An 18,874-nucleotide genomic window follows, 5' to 3' on the forward strand; every position below is an offset into this window, starting at 1 on the left:
CCACAAAGGCTATCAGGCAATCTGCGCCTTGGAAGCCACCTCATCAAACGTCGCTTCATCCAGCGCATCTCCCTGCTCGTCCAGCACCTGCCGCGGATGATCATTTCCGGGAATGCTGCTGTCGATCAAGCTCAGCAGGCTTGATCCGCGTGGCGTCAGAATGAAATTGCTGCCGGTACTGCCCATATGATCCGGGCGCGGTTCGATAAATCCACGATCAAGCAACAAGCCTTCATATTCGCAGGCCACCGTTTTCAGGTGATCCAGATTCTCAATCGGCTCGCCTGCACTGGCTTTCTCGGCCGCATAGTCCTCGGCGTATTTTCGAGGGGCGAAACTTTCGCCAGCACTGTTCTGCACTTCATGCAGCAAGCGTTCAATCAAATCCCAGTTATAAGTCGTCATCCTGATTCAACCTCCGGTGCGCGTGATTTGGGGCGCTGTCATAGGTTGTGACCGGTGCCTGTCGCCGCCGTTCAGCCGCATTTCACGCCGCGACCGACCGGCGGTCTGTCGAATTGATCGAGGGTTAAACGACTAGTCTGACAAAGACGGTTTCAACCCCCGCAGGAGAAATCATCATGAACGTTGAGAATCATCCGGTGGTATCGCGCGAAGAATGGCTCGCTGCGCGCAAACAACACCTGGCCGAAGAAAAAGCCTTCACCCGCGAGCGCGACCGCTTGAGCGCCAAACGCCGCGCATTGCCTTGGGTCAAAGTCGACAAGGACTACCGCTTCCACGGCCCGAACGGCGAGCTGAAACTGACTGACCTGTTTGGCAAACACAGCCAGTTGATCGTCTACCACTTCATGTTTGCCAAGGACTGGGAGGAAGGCTGTCAGGGGTGTTCGTTTCTGTCCGACCACATCGACGGTGCCAATCTGCATCTGGCGCATCACGATATTGCCGTGGTCGCGGTTTCCCACGCACCGTTCGAGCAGTTTCAGGCCTTCAAACAGCGCATGGGCTGGAGATTCGACTGGGTGTCGTCAGACGGTTGCGATTTCAACTATGACTTTGGCGTGTGTGCGCGCGCTGAAGATGTCGCTGCAGGAAAGGCTACGTATAACTACGAAAAGACTGACAGTGCCGAGGAAGAAATGCCCGGCCTGAGCGTGTTTTATCGTGATGCAAAAGGAGACATTTTCCACACCTACTCAACCTATGCCCGCGGTCTGGACATGCTGGTGGGTGCCTACAACTACCTCGACCTCACGCCCAAGGGCAGGAATGAGGACGAGATCATGGAGTGGGTGCGGCATCATGATCGGTATGAGTCGGCAATCAAGTCTCAATGCTGTCATGGGAAAGAAGGTTGAACAAAGTAGCCAAAGCGGGGGCCCATGGCCATCCGCTGTTTACTTAGAGAACGGGGCAGATTTGTTATCTGAATTGCTAATCGCTACGGCTCTGCAAGAGCGCCATTCTGATCATCGAAGATAGCAGCGATCTCAAAATAGTGACCATCCAACAGATAATTTCGACCCGATCAAGTCAATGGGTTCAGCACGTTTGTTGCGCTGAACTTTATCCCTGAAAAGCTCCTCAACCGGTTAACCCGCCTTAACCGGAACGAAGGCCTACCCCATGAAAACCCTGATCAAGCTCACCCTCGCCGCCACGCTCGCCTGCGCCCTGCCCGTCTGGGCTTGCACGCCGGAAGAAGCCACCGCCAAACGCGAACAACTGGCCAAGGAAGTTGCGAAGCTCACGCAGCAGAATCCGACCAAAGCCAAAGAAATGAACGACGAACTAAAGAAAATGGACCTGGGCACGGCCAGTGCGGATCTGCCAGACAAATGTCAGTTGATCGATCAGCGCTTGAAAGAGCTGGATTCGGCCGAGAAGAAAACCGAGGGTTAATCACCGCAGAATCAAAAGATCGCAGCCTTCGGCAGCGCCTACACCGCCCCCTGTAGTAGCTGCCGAAGGCTGCGATCTTTTGACTCTAAAAATGCATCAATGCATTTTTTACTTGCATAAACGCATACATGGACTAAGGTTATCTCGAGCAAGGAGATCGGCACCGTTCATCGCAGATGAAAACCTTTAACCACCGATCGCTCGGCAACACCGCTACAACCACACAAGCTGGACGCTTGTTTTCACTCATGGAGGATTGAAAAAATGTTAACCAATGAAGCAACCCGATTCACCGGCGAAACGCTGCCAAGGTGCTTGAGCAGCCATCTGCTTGACCCGCAACTGGTCGAAGTCGAAGCGGCTGAACAGATCAACGCCCTCGCCACTGCAAGCCTCAATTTCAGCATGCAGAAACAGACCCAGACCAACTGGTGCTGGGCCGCCGTTTCCGCTTCGGTCGGCAACTATTACGGCACCGGGTCCTGGACCCAGTGCGGTGTGGCCAGTTCGGAACTGAATCGCAACTGCTGCAATCAGCCGGGGCCGTGCAACGTTTACGGCTATCTGGATTCCGCCCTGCGCACCACGCGCAGTTACAACGGCATGAATCAGGGTTCGCTGCAGATGTCGGCCATCCAGAACCAGATCAACATGGGCCGTCCGGTCGGCCTGCGCTGTGCCTGGTACGGCGGCGGTGCGCACTTCCTGACGATCTATGGCACCAACGGCAACTACGTGCTGGTCGCCGACTCGATCTATGGCTATTCGACCCGTGCGTTGAACGCTTTCCCCGGTTCGTATAACGGTGGCGGCAACTGGACCCACACTTACTTCACCGCCAAAAACTAGGAGGGCGACATCATGCAACTGACTTATCCAAAGGCGCCTTCCAACGGCGTTCAGACACTGCGTCCGGCGCTGCAAGCCGCACTGCAAACCCAAGGCTTCGGCGCCAATCGCCAGTTTGCCAATGCAGCACCTGCGAAAATCAGCCTCAGCGAAGCCTATCGCGGCTACTCATTGAGTCTGGATGACCTGAGCACCGGCAAAGGGCTGAAAGACGCCAAGGTGGGCGACTGGCATTACCTGGTGTTCGCCGATGGCGTGACGATTGCCGATGCGCAACTGGCCGATGTACGCGGTCACGTCGAGTTCGCCTCGTTGAACCACGGGACGCTCGCCGCCGCGACTGTCGGAGCGCTGAAACTGGCCGAACAGTCACCACAACTGCAGGGTAAAACCGTTGAGCTGCGGGTGTTGTTTGTTTCAGCGCTGCACGTTGTGGCGATCTGGCTGCACGCCGACGGTGAAGATGTGCTGATTCCAATCGATCCAACGCCCAAAGAACTGGCGGGCACCCGGTTGTACAGCGAGGCGGCGCTGCTCGCCCTGCTGAAGCCGGCCGCTGACACGGCAAAGCAACGTTTTGATGCCGACACCAGCGGGCAGCTCGGGAGCTGACAAATCCCGGCCGTAAAAAACCCGGACACTGTCCGGGTTTTTTGTGTGCGCCTGAAACGACTTACTCAGCCGCAGGCTCTGCCGGCTTGCGGCGCTTGAGCGGGGCCATGCCGTCGCTGCTCACCAGAGAGTCCGGCTTCGGACGATTGACGCTCTTGCGCTTGGTCGGCGTCTTGGCGGCGGTTTTCTTCTTGTCGCCCTTGGCGTCGGTCTTTTTCTTCTTCACGCCGACGGCTTTGCCCGAGGCCTTGACCTTTTTCGGCCCGCCGTAGGTGCCTTTGACTTCCTTGACGGTGCGGCGCTCGAAGCTTTGCTTCAGGTAGCGCTCGATGCTCGACATCAGGTTCCAGTCGCCATGGCAGATCAGCGAGATCGCCAGACCGTCGTTACCGGCACGACCGGTACGACCGATGCGGTGTACGTATTCGTCGCCGCTGCGTGGCATGTCGAAGTTGATAACCATATCCAGACCATCGACGTCCAGACCACGGGCCGCGACGTCGGTCGCTACCAGAATCTTCACCCCGCCCTGCTTCAGACGATCGATCGCCAGTTTGCGATCCTTCTGGTCTTTCTCGCCGTGCAGCACGAACGCCTTGTATTCCTGAGCCACCAGACGACCATAGATGCGGTCGGCCATGGCGCGGGTGTTGGTGAAGATGATTGCTTTCTGATAGGTCTCGTTGGCCAGCAGCCAGTTCACGATCTGTTCTTTGTGCTGGTTGTGGTCAGCGGTGATGATCTGCTGACGGGTGGTCGAGTTCAGTTGGCTGACCGCGTTGAGCTGCAAGTGCTCAGGGTTGTTCAGCACCTTGGCGATCATCTCGCGCAGGCCGGAACCGCCGGTGGTGGCGGAGAACAGCATGGTCTGCTGACGGTTCGGGCATTCATCGACCAGACGCTGCACGTCTTCGGCAAAACCCATGTCGAGCATGCGGTCGGCTTCGTCGAGCACCAGCACTTCAACTTCTTTCAGGTCGAGGTTGCCGGCGTTGAGTTGCTCGATCATCCGGCCTGGGGTGCCGATGAGGATGTCCGGCACCTTGCGCAGCATGGCGGCCTGCACCTTGAAGTCTTCACCGCCGGTGATCAGGCCGGACTTGATGAAGGTGAACTGCGAAAAACGCTCAACTTCTTTCAGGGTTTGCTGGGCCAGTTCACGGGTGGGCAGCAGGATCAGCGTTTTGATGCTGACGCGGACCTTGGCCGGGCCGATCAGGCGGTTGAGGATCGGCAGTACGAAAGCGGCGGTCTTGCCGCTACCGGTTTGCGCCGTCACCCGCAGGTCACGCCCCTGGAGCGCCAGCGGAATGGCCGCGGCTTGCACAGGCGTTGGCTCGACAAATTTCAGCTCGGCCACGGCTTTAAGCAGGCGTTCGTGCAGGGCGAATTGGGAAAACACGGGTGCTACCTCGAAGATATGCAAAAAAACAGCTGCATAGGTTACCGGTTTCGAGCGCTCAGGCCGAGTTTCTTTATACAAACGGTGCTAATCAGTGTTTTTTTGTTGCCTGATTTGTCTCTTACGGTAATACACAGCGTCTTAAATGCTCTAATCGCCCATCGCGTCTTACAGAAGAATCGTTTCTCTTATGGATTTCAAACAGCTCTGGCTCAACGCCCAGGACCTCTGGGGCACCCTGGAACAGCATCCACTCTTGCAGGCCGGCCTGGCTTTGGCAGTGTTGCTGGTGATCGCGCTGGTACTCGGACGAGTGGCGCGCTACCTGATCCTGCACGCCAGCCGCATGCTCGGCCGCCAGCCTTCGCTGCACTGGATCAACGATTTTCGCCACAACAAGGTGTTTCAGCGTCTGGCGCAAATGACGCCATCGCTGGTCATCCAGTTCGGCCTGCATCTGGTGCCCGAACTGAGTGACACCGCCATGACCTTTCTGGGCAACGTGGCGCTGGCGTTTACCATCCTGTTCCTGTTGCTGTCGGTCACCGCCCTGCTCAACGCCTTGCTCGACATCTATGCACGCACCGAACACGCCCGCACTCGCTCGATCAAGGGCTATGTGCAACTGGCGAAAATGGTCTTGTACGTGTTTGGCGCAATCATCATCGTCGCCACCCTGATCGACCGTTCGCCACTGTTGCTGCTCTCGGGTCTGGGCGCGATGTCGGCGGTGATTCTGTTGGTCTACAAGGACACGCTGCTGTCGTTCGTCGCCAGCGTGCAACTGACCAGCAACGACATGCTGCGGGTCGGCGACTGGATCGAGATGCCACAAGTCGGTGCCGATGGCGACGTGGTCGACATCACCCTGCACACGGTCAAGGTGCAGAACTTCGACAAGACCATCGTCTCGATCCCGACCTGGCGCCTGATGTCCGAGTCGTTCAAGAACTGGCGCGGCATGCAGCAGTCTGGCGGGCGGCGGATCAAACGCTGCCTGTTCATCGACGCCAGCGGTGTGCGTTTCATTCGCGATGATGAAGAAGAGAAGCTGAGCCAGGTACATCTGCTGACCGACTACATGGGCCGCAAGAAAGCCGAGCTCAAGGCGTGGAACCAAGCCCAGGGCAATGTCGCGGCGATGTCCGCCAATCGTCGACGCATGACCAACCTTGGAACGTTCCGCGCTTATGCGCTGGCGTATCTGAAAAGCCACGCAGAGATCCAGCCGAACATGACCTGCATGGTCCGTCAGATGCAGACCACGGCTCAAGGCATTCCCCTGGAAATCTACTGTTTCACCCGCACCACGGCGTGGGCCGATTACGAGCGGATTCAGGGAGATATTTTTGACTATCTGCTGGCGGTGTTGCCGGAGTTTGGCCTGAGCCTGTATCAGCAGCCAAGCGGCGGGGATCTGCGGACGGGCTTGCTGCCGGCGGTGTTGGGTGCAAGCCACATTCCCGAAGCCCAGAAACACTTGATGTAACACCGCGAAGCAAAAACGGTGGGAGCGGGCTTGCTCGCTCCCACAGTGGGTTATGCGCTGGCCAGTGGTTTGCGGATCCCCAACCGGCTGATCCACACCGCTGCCAGAATCACACTCGCGCCGAGGAACAATCTTCCAAGCGCCTCATGCTGATTCCAGATCAGCAGATTCAGCAGCAAGCCCAACGGTACATGCAGGTTGTTCATCACCGCCAAAGTCCCGCCGTTGACCAGGCACGCTCCCTTGTTCCACCAGTACATGCCCAACGCCGTCGAGACCAGACCGAGGAACAGCAACACCCCCCATTGCAGCGGCGCTTCCGGCAGGAAGTTGGCTTTGCCGAACATCAGGAACGCTGGCAACACCACCGCCAGCGCACCGAGATAGAAGAAGCCGAAGCGCCGGTAATGCGGCAGATCGCTGGGATGTTTTGCCACCAGATGCTTGTACAGCACCTGCCCGGCGGCGTAGGTGAAGTTGGCCAGTTGCAGCAGCAGGAAGCCCATGAAGAAGTCCGGGTTGACCCGGTCGAAACGAATCACCGCCGCGCCGCCCACCGCCACCAGTGCGGCGACCAGCGCCCATGGGTTGAAGCGGCGATTCAGCGCATCTTCGATCAGCGTTACGTGCAACGGCGTGAGGATGGTGAACAGCAACACCTCCGGCACCGTCAACACCCGGAAGCTCAGGTACAGGCAGACGTAGGTCACGCCGAACTGCAAGGCGCCGATCAGCAGCATGCCGCGCATGAACGCCGGCTCCACCGAACGCCAGCGGGTCAGCGGGATGAACACCAGCCCGGCCAGCACCACACGCACCAGCACCGCAAAGTAACTGTCGACATGACCGGCCAGGTATTCACCGATCAGACTGAAAGAAAACGCCTGGATCAGCGTGACAAAAAGTAGATAGCCCATGCTCGCCTCTGTTTCGAATGGCGGCGACGATAGCGGGTTTTGTCGTGAAGCGGATAAATCGCAGGCAAAAAAACCTCGAAAAAACTGCCTGGTCAGTCCCCTCGCCTTTCGGGTGAGGGCTATCAAGAACCCCCAATAAGCTCAAGCTTGAGCAAAGACCAAGGCTTGCGGCACATCGATGTCCCAAAGCACCCCGGGATCCTCCACCACCACCTCCACCACCCGTCCCTGCTTGAACAAAGGCCTGGCACCGCGCTCACCCGACAACGCCTGCAACCGCGCCCCCAACGAACGGCCGAACCCGACTGGATGCCCAAACTCGCCATCCAGCACCGGCACGCTCACCGCATCATCGGCCATCGCCGCCACCACCTGCTCGATACTCGACGGCAAGATAAACGGCATATCCCCCAGCACGATCAGCCAGCCATCCACATCCGGACACGCCGCCACACCCGCTGCAATACTGTCGCCCATCCCGGTCGATGCAATTGACAGCACCTCGCAACCATAAGCCTGCGCCATGCGCATCGCCTGCGGCCGCGCTTCAGTCGTCACAAGGATTCGCTTGTCGAGACTGGCCGGCAGATTGACCAAGACCTGCTCGATCACCGAGCGCACGGCGCCATCACGACCCGCGCAATCAGCCAGTAACTTATCCTTGTCGGCGCCCGCCACTTCGCGAAAGCGACGGCCCTCGCCCGCTGCCAGCACAATCACAGCAATGGATCGACTCATGCGCCCTCCACTGCCCTTTTCTGTTTCAGCTCGACGCCGTTTTTGATCGCGACGATTTCTGCCAGCAAGGACAAAGCAATTTCCGCCGGCGAATGACTGCCGATGTGCAGCCCGATCGGACCGTGCAATCGACTGATGGCCTGTGCCGACAAGCCTAGCTGGGCCAGATTTTCCCGACGCTTCTGGCTGTTGACCCGTGACCCCAGCGCGCCGACGTAAAAAGCTCGCGAGTCGAGCGCGGTGAGCAGCGCCATATCATCCAGGCGCGGGTCGTGAGTCAGCGCGACAATCGCCGTGCGTTCGTCGGTCTGAATGCTCAACACTGCATCATCCGGCATGCCGGGGACGAAACGACCGTGATGCTCTTCCCAGCCATAGACGAACTCGGTGCGCGGATCGCAGATCAACACCTCGAAATCCAGCAACCGCGCCATGTCCGCGACGTAACGTGACAATTGCCCGGCACCGATCAACAGCAGACGCCAACGCGGGCCATAGATGGCACGCAGGGTTTTGCCGTCGAAGAGCAGCGAATCGGACTGGCTGGCTGGCGACAACACCACTTCACCGGTGTCGATATTCAGCTCGCGCGCCACAATCTCGTGGGCTTCGCAACGTGCGAGCAATTCGGCCACCCACGCCGAATCGCCGACGCGCTCTTCAGTCAGACGCAACGTGCCACCGCAAGGCAAGCCGAAGCGCGCCGCTTCTTCACGGGTAACGCCGTAAGTGATCAATTGCACGGGCGGCCCGTCGGTAGCGATGCGTCCGTCGTGCAGACGGGCGATCAAGTCATCCTCGACACACCCGCCCGACACCGAGCCGATCACCACGCCATCTTCGCGCAACGCCAACATCGCGCCAGGAGCCCGGGGCGCGGTGCCCCAGGTCTGCACCACGCTGAACAGCACGACCCGCTGCCCGGCGCGGCGCCATTCGAGCACGCTGCGCAGGACGTTCAGGTCGACGCTGTCCATCACGCTTTCGCCTTCTGCCAGCCCTGCAACTGATAACGCACCGGCAGGTTCCGGATGCGTTGGCCGGTCGCCGCAAAAATCGCGTTGCACAACGCCGGCGCGATAGGCGGCACACCTGGCTCACCGACGCCGCCCAATGGCACATCACCCGGCGGCGTCACCAGATGCACCGCGACGTCCTTGGGCGCCAGCGACATGCGCGCCACTTCATACATGTGGAAGTTGTCTTGTTGAACCTTACCGTCCTTGAAGCTGATTTCACCCAGCACCGCGTTCCCCAGGCCCATGACACACGCGCCCTCGAACTGCGACCGGATGCGTTCAGGGTTGATCTGCGGCCCGCAATCCACAGCGATGTCAGCCTTGTGCACGATCAGCGTGCCGTCATCCTTGACCTCGACCTCAATCACCGCTGCCACGTAAGTCACGAAGCTGTAATGCACCGCCAATCCCAGACCACGGCCCTTGGGCAGTTTGCGCCCCCAACCGGCCGCCTTGGCAGCGGTTTCCAGCACGGTGCGCATACGCCCGGTGTCGATCGGATAACGCTCAGGGGATTCGCCGTAGTTCCACTCTTCACTCAACGTGCGCGGGTCGATCTGCCGATCCGGGCCAAGCAGCTTGATCTGGTACTTGAGCGGATCCTCACCGGCCTTGTGCGCCAGTTCGTCGACAAAGCTCTGGATCGCGAAACCATGGGGAATGTTCGACACCGAGCGATACCAGCCAACCCGCGTATGCACCGTGGCTTCGGGGTTTTCCAGACGCACATTGGGAATCGCATACGCCATGTTGGTGAAGCCCATGCCCAACTCGAACGCCGCTTCATGATTCATGCCCGGCGCGAACAGCGCGGTAATGCTTGGCGCCACGGTGCGGTGCAACCAGCCGGACGGCATGCCGTCCTTGTCGACGCCAGCCTTCAGGTATTCAGCGGACACGGTGTGGAAGTACGAATTGTGAACGTCATCTTCGCGCGTCCACTGTACCCGCACGGCTTTGCCGGGGAATTGCTTGGCGAGGATTGCCGCTTCGATGACAAAGTCGGGTTTCGACTTGCGACCGAAACCGCCGCCGAGCAAGGTGACATTAACGGTCACGTTGTCGAAAGGCAGCCCTAAACGCTCGCTGATTCGCTCACGGGTAACCTGCGGTGCCTGACTCGGCGCCCAGGCTTCGCAGTGGCCGTCCTGGTAGCGGGCAATCGCGACCATTGGCTCCATCGGCGCTTGCGCCAGATGTGGCAAATAATAAGAGGCTTGAAGGGTGCTCGCGGCGCCGCTCATGGCTTTGTCGATATCGCCAGTGTTGCGCACCACTTTGCCGGGTTTCAGCGAAGCGGCTTCCAGTTCCTTGCGGTAGGCAACCGAGTCGTAACTGGCGTTCGGGCCGTCATCCCACTCGATCTTCAGCGCCTCGCGCCCCTTGATCGCAGCCCAGGTGTTACTGGCGACCACCGCCACTCCGCCCAACGGCTGGAACTCCGAGGGCAACGGACGACTTTCGATCTGCATCACTTTAAGCACGCCGGGGACCTTCAGCGCGGCGCTGTCATCCAGCGATTTGACCTTGCCGCCATACACCGCTGGCCGGGCAATGGTGGCGTACAACATGCCATCGAAATGCACATCGGCGCCGTACACCGCGCGCCCCTTGACGATGTCATCACCGTCGATGGCTTTGGAGCCCTCCTTCCCGATGTAGCGAAATTCGGACGGCTGCTTGAGGCGCAGACTGTCACGCGCCGGCACCGCCAACGCACTGGCCGCAGCGGCAAGTTCGCCATAGCCCAGCTCACGGCCGGACGGTTTATGCAGCACTTTGTGCAACTGTGCATGACACTCGCCAACCGGCACTTTCCACTGCTCGGCCGCCGCTTGTTCCAGCATCGTCCGGGCTGCCGCGCCGCAGCGGCGCATCGGTTCATACCAGTGGCGCATGCTGCGCGAACCGTCAGTGTCCTGGTTACCGAAACGCACTTCATCGCCCGGTGCCTGCTGGACTTTGACGTGAGCCCAATCGGCCTCCAACTCGTCGGCCACCACCATGGTCAGACTGGTACGCACGCCCTGGCCCATCTCGGAACGGTTGCAGACCACGGTCACGGTGCCATCCGCGGCGATGCTGACGTAAACCTTCGGATCGTCGATCCAGCCGTTGGGCATGCCGTCGGCGCCGAACTTCTTCGGTTTGTCCTCAGCCAACGCATCCTGCCAACCCCAACTCGCTGCCAACACCAGTGCACCGGTGGCGGTGGCGCCTTTGAGAAAACCGCGACGGCTGAGATTGCTCAGGGCGAAATCATGGGGTAGACGACTCATGCCTTGGCCTCCTTCAAATGAGTGGAAGCCTGACGGATCGCGGTTTTGATTCGGTTGTAGGTGCCACAGCGGCAGATATTGCCAACCATCGCTTCTTCGATCTGTTGGTCGCTCGGGTTCGGGTTGGTTTTCAGCAATGCAGTGGCCGACATGATCTGCCCGCCCTGACAGAAACCACACTGGGCCACGGCGCTGTCGAGCCAGGCTTGCTGGACGACTTGCCCGACCGGATCAGCGTGCAGGTTGTCGATGGTCGTAACGTTCTGCCCGACGACCGAGCCGATCGGCGTGATGCAACTGCGTGCCGGCAAGCCGTCGATATGAATCGTGCACGCGCCACACAAGCCCATGCCGCAGCCGAACTTGGTGCCGTTGTAACCGGCGACGTCGCGAATGGCCCACAGCAGCGGCATGTCTTCGGTGACGTCAAGGGAATGGTCTTGACCATTGAGTTTCAGGGTAATCATGGGCACGCCCGCATATTCATGGAGGTTATGGGGTCGAGCAATCTGCTGCCGAAAAAGCAACGGAGGGTTCACGCAGATCGACTCAGGCTAATGCGGCTCTCTTGTGCCGACGGGAACGCCTGCACCGGGCCTTTGATGGAGCAAATGGCTGGTATCGTTAGCTCACTAAGTTAACCCAGCGTTAACAAAAAAGCCCTGCACTTTTTAATCGGTGCAGGGCTTGGGATGGTGTTCTGCAAGCGTAGCCTCAATAACGATTGGGCTCCATTTCAAGCTCGACATTGAAACGCTCGGCAATATCGTTCTGGATACGTTGCGCCAGATCGAGCAATTGCAGGCCTGTCGCCGTCCCGTAGTTGACCAGCACCAGCGCCTGCAATTTATGCACACCGGCATCGCCCTCACGAAAACCTTTCCAGCCTGCGCGCTCGATCAGCCAACCGGCCGCCAGCTTCATCTGCCCGTCTGGCTGCGCGTACGCCACCAGATCCGGGTGCTGCTCCTTGATCTGCGCCACCCGCGCCGCCGACACCAGCGGGTTTTTGAAGAAGCTACCGGCATTGCCGAGCACTGCCGGGTCCGGCAGTTTTTCGCTGCGTATGCTGCAAATGGCGCGGCTGACGTCGGTGGGCGTCGGCTGTTCGATGCCCTGTTCGGTCAAGCGCTGACGCACCGGGCCGTACTCCAGGTGCAGATGTGCCACGCGATCGAGTCTGAAGCGCACCCGCAGAATCAGCCAACGCCCCGGCTCCTGTTTGAACAGGCTGTCGCGGTAGGCGAAGTTGCATTCTTCCAGGGTGAAATCGCGCAGCTCGCCGCTCTGACGATCCAGCGCGGTGAGCCCGGCAAATACATCCTTGATCTCGACACCGTAGGCACCGATGTTCTGCATCGGCGCTGCACCAACGGTGCCGGGAATCAGGCTGAGGTTTTCCAGTCCGGAGAAACCCTGTGCCAAGGTGTGTTGCACAAACGCATGCCACGGTTCGCCCGCTTCGGCTTCAATCACCACACGGTTGCCGTCATCACTGATCACGCGGATACCGCGTGTGGCCATGCGCAGCACCAGCGCCGCAATGTCAGCGGTCAGCAGCAAGTTACTGCCGCCACCGATCACCAGCAACGGCACCTGGTGAGCAGCAGCATAGCTCAGCGCCTCACGCACCTCGGCGTCGCTGTGGGCTTCGGCATACAGTTGCGCCTGCACATCAACGCCAAAACTGTTGAACGGTTTCAGGGAAACCCCGGGTTGCACCTGCAAACTCATAACCGGCCCTTCACTTCGATCAACAGTTGGTCACACGCCGTCTCGATCAGATCCAGCACCTGCTCGAAGCCCTGATCGCCGTCGTAGTACGGATCTGGCACGTCATCGACCACACCGGCATAACGACGCAGGAACAGATCCAGTTCGGCCTTGCCGGTGGACGGCTGCAAGGCCTTGAGGTTGCGCAGGTTGCTGTTGTCCATGGCCAGGATCAGGTCGTAACGGGCGAAATCGGCACGGCTGACCTGTTGCGCGCGTTGCGCCGACAGGTCATAGCCGCGCACTTTGGCCGCGGCCTGGCTGCGCTTGTCCGGCGGGTTGCCGACGTGCCAGTCACCAGTACCGGCAGAAGCCACTTCAACCTGATCCGCCAACCCGGCCTCACGCAGTTTGCGGCGCAGCACGCCTTCGGCAGTCGGTGACCGGCAAATGTTGCCCAGGCACACAAACAGAACGCGCATCAGGCCTCCAGCAGGCGACGGACGCGCTCGAGGTCTTCGGCGGTATCGACACCGGTCGGCGGCGCGATCAGAGCGTCAGCCACATGAATACGCACGCCATGCCACAAGGCACGCAGTTGCTCGAGGGATTCGGTGTTCTCCAGCCAGCACGGGCCCCAACTCACGAAGTCCTGCAAGAAACCAGCACGGTAGGCATAAATGCCGATGTGGCGACGGTACGGCACGCCTTCGGGCAGTTGCTCGCGGCTCTTGGCGAAGGCATCGCGGGCCCACGGCAACGTGGCACGGCTGAACGTCAGCGCCAGGCCGTTGAGGTCGCTGACAACCTTGACCACGTTCGGGTTGAACAGGGTTTCCACGTCTTCGATGGGCTCGGCCAACGTGGCCATGCGCGCCTCGGTGTGGGCGGCGAGATTGGCGGCGACCTGATCGATCACGCTCGGTGGGATCAGCGGCTCATCGCCTTGCACGTTGACCACGATCGCGTCGGGTTCAAGCCCCAGTTTCGCCGCGACCTCAGCCAGACGATCGGTGCCGGAGTTGTGATCTTCACGGGTCAAAACCACTTCGGCGCCAAACCCTTTGCACGCCTCAACGATGCGCGCATCGTCCGTTGCGACCACCACGCGGGTGGCGCTGCTTTTGCTCGCCTGTTCCCAGACGTGCTGGATCATCGGTTTGCCGGCAATCAACAGCAGCGGTTTACCCGGCAACCGAGTGGAGGCGTATCGCGACGGGATGACAACGGTGAAGGCTGTGGTCATTTATCCAGGCGCTCGTCGGTGGTCAAGGTGCGGGCTTCGGTCTCGAGCATCACCGGGATGCCGTCGCGGATCGGGTATGCCAGACCGGCGCCCTTGCTGATCAGTTCGGTCTTGTCGGCGCTGAGCTTGAGCGGGCCTTTGCAGATAGGGCACGCGAGGATGTCGAGCAATTTGGTGTCCATGAACATTCCCTGGATAAAAGAGTTAAGGCAAAAGACGATCCGGCAACAGGCGCATCAGTTGTGTGTCGAACCAGGCCACAAAGGCCGGCGACGGCACCGCATCGACCGCCAGGTACCACCAGTCGGCAGCAGCGAAGGCACGGCACTTCACCGCGTCCTTTTCGGTCATCACCAATGGCAATGACGGTGTGAAATTCAAGGCCTGCACGCTGTATTCGGCGTGGTCGGCAAACGCATGGGGGACTGCTCGCCAGTCTAGCGCTTCGAGGGTATTGAAGAAACGTTGCGGATTGCCGATCCCGGCGACCGCGTGCACAGCCTGACCGGCCGGAAAATGATCGAGCGGCATACGTTTGCCGCTGCGCAGATTGACCAGTGCGGTGGGTTGCAGACGGAAGGCGAAACCGTCGTCGCGATCATCGAGCGCACCGTTGAACAGCACACCATCGACGCTTTGCAGACGTTCAATCGGCTCGCGCAATGGCCCGGCAGGCAGGCAGCGCTTATTGCCCAGGCCTCGGGCGGCGTCGATCAGCACCAACTCCAGATCCCGGGCCAAACGGTAATGCTGCATGCCGTCGTCGGACAGAATCAGATCCAGCGGTTCGCTTTCGAGCAAGGCTTTGACGGCGGCGCTGCGATCGGGGTCGATCATCAGCGGCACGCCGGTGCGCTGAACGATCAGCAGCGGTTCATCGCCCGCGATATCGGCGCTTTGATCAGCCTCGACTCGCCATGGCAGTTGCGCAGGCTTGGCGCCGTAGCCACGGCTGACCACGCCCACACGCAAACCGCTGCGCCGGCAGTGTTCGATCAGCCAGAGAATCATCGGTGTCTTGCCCGTGCCCCCGACGGTGATGTTGCCGACCACGATCAGCGGCACTGGTGGCTGGTAGATTTCACCTTCGCCATCAAGAAAACGCTGGCGTTTGTTGACCACCACGCGGCGGTACAACATTTCCAGCGGCCGCAGCAGCGTCAGGGCCGGGTGCCCCTGATACCACGCGGCGAGCAAGCGATCAGACAGGCTCATCAGGATTTGGGCGCCGCCTCGACCGTGGTCATGCGCAGATGGCTGAAACCGAGCTTGCCGGCCGCGTCCATGGCAGTGATCACCGATTGGTGTTGAGTTTTGCCATCGGCACTGATCGACAACGGCAGGCTGGTGTCGCCGTTGGATTCTTTCTGCATGGCTTCCATCAGGGTGGCCAGATCGTTTTTCGGCAGAATCTTGTTGTTCACCGAAAACACGCCCTCGGCGCTGATGGCGACGTCGATCTGTTTGACCTGCTGATCTTCGGCGGGCGAGCCGCTGACCGCTTCCGGCAAATCGACGCGCAACTGGGTTTCACGGGTAAAGGTGGTGGTCACGACGAAAAACAGCAGCAGGATAAACACCACGTCAATCAGCGACGCGAGGTTGATGTCCACGGTTTCCCGGGGTTTGCGACGGAATTTCACGCTTTGCCCTCAGCCAGATCGACGTCACGGTCGCCCTGCACCACTTCAACCAGTTTGATCGCCTCCTGCTCCATGCCCACCACCAGTTCATCGATGCGGCGCTGCAGGAAACGGTGGAAGAAAACCGCCGGAATACCGACCATCAGGCCCGCTGCGGTGGTGATCAGCGCTTTGGAAATACCGCCAGCCAACACCGAGGCGTTGGTGCCCATGCCGGAACCGGTGAACGCGCTGAAAATATCGATCATGCCCAGTACGGTGCCGAGCAGGCCCAACAAGGGCGCCATGGCGGCGATGGTGCCCAGTGCATTTATGTAGCGTTCAAGCTCGTGAATGACCCGGGCAGCGGCCTCTTCGATGCACTCTTTCATGATCTCGCGACCATGTTTGGAGTTGGCAAGGCCTGCGGCGAGGATTTCCCCCAGCGGCGAATTGGCGCGCAATTCCTTGAGTTTTTCTTTATTGAGCTGCTTGTCCTTGATCCAGACCCAGACCTGACCCAGCAGATGCTCGGGAGTGACGCGACTGGCGCGCAGGGTCCACAGGCGCTCGGCGACAATCGCCATGGCCGCGATGGAACTCAGAATGATCGGCAACATCATCCAGCCGCCGGATTTGACCAATTCCCACACAGTGACAGTCCCCTCGAAAAAGTGCGCCACTTTACCATACCGGTTCATGATTAAGACCCGCCGCCCCGACGACCGTGACGTCGCCTTCGTCCACGCCCCGATCAATGGGTCAATGACGGTGGATCACGCCAGAAACGCTGCTGTTGGCGCATTGTCCAGGGTGGCCTGAAGCGGCCCAATTGCAGATGAATGGCGCCCTGTTCAGCACTGTCATAAATGCGCAGCCCCTGTTTGCGATAGCGTGCCAGCACCGTCGGGTGGGGGTGGCCAAACGAATTCCCGTGACCTCGGGAAATCAGCACGGCGCCGGGCTTCAACACTTTCAGCAAGGCCATCGATGAAGAACTGCGGCTGCCGTGGTGCGGCGCTTGCAACCATTGCGTCGGGACTGCCAGCGGGCTGTCGAGCAGGACACGTTCGGCATGGGTGTCGATATCGCCGGTTAACAGCAGGCGCTCGCCGTTGGCCTCGACCTGTAATACGCAGGAGCGCTGGTTGCTGTCGCGGGCATCCGCCCATTGCCACAGGTGAAAACCGACGCCATCCCACTGCCATCGGCGGCCACTTTCACAAGCTTCGGCGTTCAGTTCGGCTGGCAGCCCGGGCGGATCGCCGCTGATGACTCGATCCACCTTCAAGTGGCGCGCCACTGCCAGAGCACCACCGGCATGATCGGCATCGGCGTGGCTGAGCAGCATCAAGTCGAGCTTCTCGACCCTCCATTTGCGCAAGGCGGGCAGCACAACGCGTTCGCCGAGGTCCAAATCACCGAAACGCGGCCCGGCGTCGTAGAGCAAGGTGTGATGCCGGGTGCGGACCAGAATCGCCAGCCCCTGGCCGACGTCGAGCTGCCAGATGTCGGCCAAGCCTTCGTCCAATCGCTCGCGTGGCGGCACGACCAGAACCAGCAGTAACGGCCAGCCCAGAGGACGCATCGGTACACCGCGCGGCAGCAGTAACAGCAAGGCGCCTAGACTGCCCATGGCTAACGCCCACGCGGGAATCGACGGTGCAATCCACGCAGGCCATTGCCCGGCAATCAACGCCAAGGCTCGAAACAACCCGTCGATCAAACCGCCGGCCGCCCATAACAGGCCTTCGCCGACATACGGCACGGGTAACAATAAAGTGCCGAGCAATGCCGGCGGCAACACCACCAGACTGATCCAAGGCACCGCCAGCAAATTCGCCAACGGCCCACTCAGGCTGATCGGCAAGCTCAGCACCATCAGCACTGGACACAAACCGATTGCAATCAGCCACTGCGCCCGCGTCCAGGTTTGCCACCAACGCCAGCCTCCGAGACGACCGCCAAAGGTAAGGATCAGCACCGCCACCGCCGCGAACGACAACCAGAAACCGGGGCGCAAACCGGCCAGCGGATCAAGCAACAGCACGGCGTTGAACGCCAGCAACAGCGGCCACCACGCGCCGAGATGGCGAAAGCGCAGGCGCCACAACAGCACCAGCCCGACCATTACGCAGGCCCGGCGCACCGGCACGTCGAACCCGGCGAGCAGCCCGTAACCAAGCGCCGCGGCGAACGCCAGCGCACAGGCCCATGGCAGCCACGGCCAACGCAGCGGCCACAGCCCATAACGGGCCAACCCGGCAACCACCAGGTACATCACCGCCGCCAGCATTGCGATGTGCTGGCCGGAAATCACCAGTAAATGGACGGTGCCGGTGTCCTGCAGAATCTGCCAATCGTCGCGGCTGAGCCCAGAGCCATCGCCCAGCACCAGCGCGGCCAATGCGCCGGCCCGACCCTGAGCGTCCACCGCGAGCAAGCGCTGACGAATGCTGTCGCGCCACGCCCACCGCGCCTCGGCCAAACGCCGGCCATCCTTGATCGTACCGGTCGCACCGATGCGTTGCGCCAGCAGCCAGGCTTCGTAATCGAAGGCATCCGGATTGAGCAAACCGGCCGGGCGTTTGAGCTTGACCGCCAGGCGCCAGCGCTCGCCACTGTTGACTGGTGGCCCGGCGTACCAGGCCAGACGCATCAGTGACGGCAGTTTCTCGTGACGCGAGCGCGCATCAGCCAATTCGAAACGCACCACACCGTCGCCATTGTGCGGCAGACCAACCACCCGCCCCTCAAGCCAGCGGGTTTCGCCGTCCAGACGGGTTGAAAGTCGCTCATCCAGCGCCCATTGCGCGCCGACGCAGGCCCAAGTGAAACCAAACAATAAAAATGCCAATGGATAGCTGCGAAACGGCAGCAACATCAACCCCACCACCGCCAGCAACACGGCCAACCCGACCGGCGGCAAAGCCGGCAAAACTATCGGGGCCAGCAGACCGACTGCCAACGCCATCATCCCTGTGCGCATAAGCCCGTCCTTGAGAGTCGCGCACTTAGGCATAGCGGGTCTTGGGCACGACCGTCGTCAACAATTGTCACAAAGTCTGAATGGGCGGTTCGTAGAATCCAGACATACTTGCCGCCTTAATCGACCGAGAAGC

Annotated in this window: 20 protein-coding genes; 5 read left to right on the top strand and 15 right to left on the bottom strand. The window is 60.3% G+C overall.

Annotated elements, in window-relative coordinates; genetic code table 11:
• Positions 1 to 12: 12 nt before the first annotated feature.
• The gene (locus AACY02_RS03585; protein WP_339430786.1) at positions 13 to 405 is read right to left on the bottom strand and encodes a transcriptional regulator; all 393 of its coding nucleotides are present in this window, start codon (positions 403 to 405) and stop codon (positions 13 to 15) included.
• A gap of 176 nt (positions 406 to 581) precedes the next feature.
• On the opposite strand from AACY02_RS03585, the gene AACY02_RS03590 reads away from it, so the two are divergent.
• The 4 genes from AACY02_RS03590 (at position 582) to AACY02_RS03605 (ending at position 3,327) form a co-directional block, all read left to right on the top strand.
• Positions 582 to 1,322 (top strand): DUF899 domain-containing protein, encoded by a 741-nt coding sequence (locus AACY02_RS03590; protein ID WP_339430787.1) that lies wholly within the window; start codon positions 582 to 584, stop codon positions 1,320 to 1,322.
• A gap of 268 nt (positions 1,323 to 1,590) precedes the next feature.
• A complete protein-coding gene (locus AACY02_RS03595) occupies positions 1,591 to 1,866 on the top strand; it encodes a hypothetical protein (protein ID WP_339430788.1) in 276 nt (91 codons plus the stop codon).
• A 264-nt stretch (positions 1,867 to 2,130) separates the two neighbouring features.
• Entirely contained in the window at positions 2,131 to 2,715 is a 585-nt protein-coding gene (locus AACY02_RS03600) for a papain-like cysteine protease family protein (RefSeq protein WP_339430789.1), read from the top strand.
• A gap of 12 nt (positions 2,716 to 2,727) precedes the next feature.
• Positions 2,728 to 3,327, top strand: a complete 600-nt coding sequence (locus AACY02_RS03605; protein ID WP_339430790.1) for a hypothetical protein — start codon at positions 2,728 to 2,730, stop codon at positions 3,325 to 3,327.
• A gap of 61 nt (positions 3,328 to 3,388) precedes the next feature.
• Here AACY02_RS03605 and AACY02_RS03610 read toward each other — a convergent pair whose 3' ends face one another.
• Complete coding sequence (locus tag AACY02_RS03610) at positions 3,389 to 4,729, bottom strand: DEAD/DEAH box helicase (protein WP_339430791.1); 1,341 nt, start codon at positions 4,727 to 4,729, stop codon at positions 3,389 to 3,391.
• 190 nt (positions 4,730 to 4,919) lie between these two features.
• Between AACY02_RS03610 and AACY02_RS03615 the strand changes: the two genes are divergently transcribed.
• Entirely contained in the window at positions 4,920 to 6,218 is a 1,299-nt protein-coding gene (locus AACY02_RS03615; protein WP_339430792.1) for a mechanosensitive ion channel family protein, read from the top strand.
• Positions 6,219 to 6,268: 50 nt separating this feature from the next.
• On the opposite strand, the gene AACY02_RS03620 is transcribed toward AACY02_RS03615, so the two are convergent.
• The 13 genes from AACY02_RS03620 to AACY02_RS03680 form a co-directional block, all read right to left on the bottom strand.
• Positions 6,269 to 7,135, bottom strand: coding sequence for a carboxylate/amino acid/amine transporter (locus AACY02_RS03620; protein ID WP_339430793.1), 867 nt, complete (start codon positions 7,133 to 7,135; stop codon positions 6,269 to 6,271).
• A gap of 141 nt (positions 7,136 to 7,276) precedes the next feature.
• A complete protein-coding gene (locus AACY02_RS03625; protein WP_339430794.1) occupies positions 7,277 to 7,873 on the bottom strand; it encodes a nucleotidyltransferase family protein in 597 nt (198 codons plus the stop codon).
• Positions 7,870 to 8,850 carry an XdhC family protein gene (locus AACY02_RS03630; protein WP_339430795.1) on the bottom strand — a complete coding sequence of 327 codons (981 nt, stop codon included), beginning with the start codon at positions 8,848 to 8,850 and terminating at the stop codon, positions 7,870 to 7,872. Before AACY02_RS03630 ends, AACY02_RS03625 begins: the two co-directional genes overlap by 4 nt.
• Positions 8,850 to 11,171, bottom strand: coding sequence for a xanthine dehydrogenase family protein molybdopterin-binding subunit (locus tag AACY02_RS03635; RefSeq protein ID WP_339430796.1), 2,322 nt, complete (start codon positions 11,169 to 11,171; stop codon positions 8,850 to 8,852). Before AACY02_RS03635 ends, AACY02_RS03630 begins: the two co-directional genes overlap by 1 nt.
• Positions 11,168 to 11,638: a (2Fe-2S)-binding protein gene (locus AACY02_RS03640; RefSeq protein WP_221733707.1), complete on the bottom strand. Its 471-nt coding sequence runs from the start codon at positions 11,636 to 11,638 to the stop codon at positions 11,168 to 11,170. The genes AACY02_RS03635 and AACY02_RS03640 overlap by 4 nt, the downstream gene beginning before the upstream one ends.
• Before the next feature lie 247 nt (positions 11,639 to 11,885).
• Positions 11,886 to 12,905, bottom strand: coding sequence for a UDP-N-acetylmuramate dehydrogenase (gene murB / locus AACY02_RS03645; protein ID WP_339430797.1), 1,020 nt, complete (start codon positions 12,903 to 12,905; stop codon positions 11,886 to 11,888).
• Positions 12,902 to 13,366 carry a low molecular weight protein-tyrosine-phosphatase gene (locus tag AACY02_RS03650; RefSeq protein ID WP_339430798.1) on the bottom strand — a complete coding sequence of 155 codons (465 nt, stop codon included), beginning with the start codon at positions 13,364 to 13,366 and terminating at the stop codon, positions 12,902 to 12,904. The genes murB and AACY02_RS03650 overlap by 4 nt, the downstream gene beginning before the upstream one ends.
• Positions 13,366 to 14,130, bottom strand: coding sequence for a 3-deoxy-manno-octulosonate cytidylyltransferase (gene kdsB, locus AACY02_RS03655; protein WP_221733710.1), 765 nt, complete (start codon positions 14,128 to 14,130; stop codon positions 13,366 to 13,368). The genes AACY02_RS03650 and kdsB overlap by 1 nt, the downstream gene beginning before the upstream one ends.
• Positions 14,127 to 14,312, bottom strand: a complete 186-nt coding sequence (locus AACY02_RS03660; RefSeq protein ID WP_187677807.1) for a Trm112 family protein — start codon at positions 14,310 to 14,312, stop codon at positions 14,127 to 14,129. Before AACY02_RS03660 ends, kdsB begins: the two co-directional genes overlap by 4 nt.
• Before the next feature lie 22 nt (positions 14,313 to 14,334).
• Complete coding sequence (lpxK, locus tag AACY02_RS03665) at positions 14,335 to 15,345, bottom strand: tetraacyldisaccharide 4'-kinase (protein WP_339430799.1); 1,011 nt, start codon at positions 15,343 to 15,345, stop codon at positions 14,335 to 14,337.
• Complete coding sequence (locus AACY02_RS03670; protein ID WP_221733712.1) at positions 15,345 to 15,773, bottom strand: ExbD/TolR family protein; 429 nt, start codon at positions 15,771 to 15,773, stop codon at positions 15,345 to 15,347. Before AACY02_RS03670 ends, lpxK begins: the two co-directional genes overlap by 1 nt.
• The gene (locus AACY02_RS03675; RefSeq protein WP_221733720.1) at positions 15,770 to 16,405 is read right to left on the bottom strand and encodes a MotA/TolQ/ExbB proton channel family protein; all 636 of its coding nucleotides are present in this window, start codon (positions 16,403 to 16,405) and stop codon (positions 15,770 to 15,772) included. Before AACY02_RS03675 ends, AACY02_RS03670 begins: the two co-directional genes overlap by 4 nt.
• Before the next feature lie 101 nt (positions 16,406 to 16,506).
• A complete protein-coding gene (locus AACY02_RS03680; protein ID WP_339430800.1) occupies positions 16,507 to 18,741 on the bottom strand; it encodes a DNA internalization-related competence protein ComEC/Rec2 in 2,235 nt (744 codons plus the stop codon).
• Between the last annotated feature and the right edge of the window lie 133 nt (positions 18,742 to 18,874).

This window comes from Pseudomonas sp. EA_65y_Pfl2_P78 (genome assembly GCF_963970495.1).
Taxonomy (GTDB): domain Bacteria; phylum Pseudomonadota; class Gammaproteobacteria; order Pseudomonadales; family Pseudomonadaceae; genus Aquipseudomonas; species Aquipseudomonas baetica_A.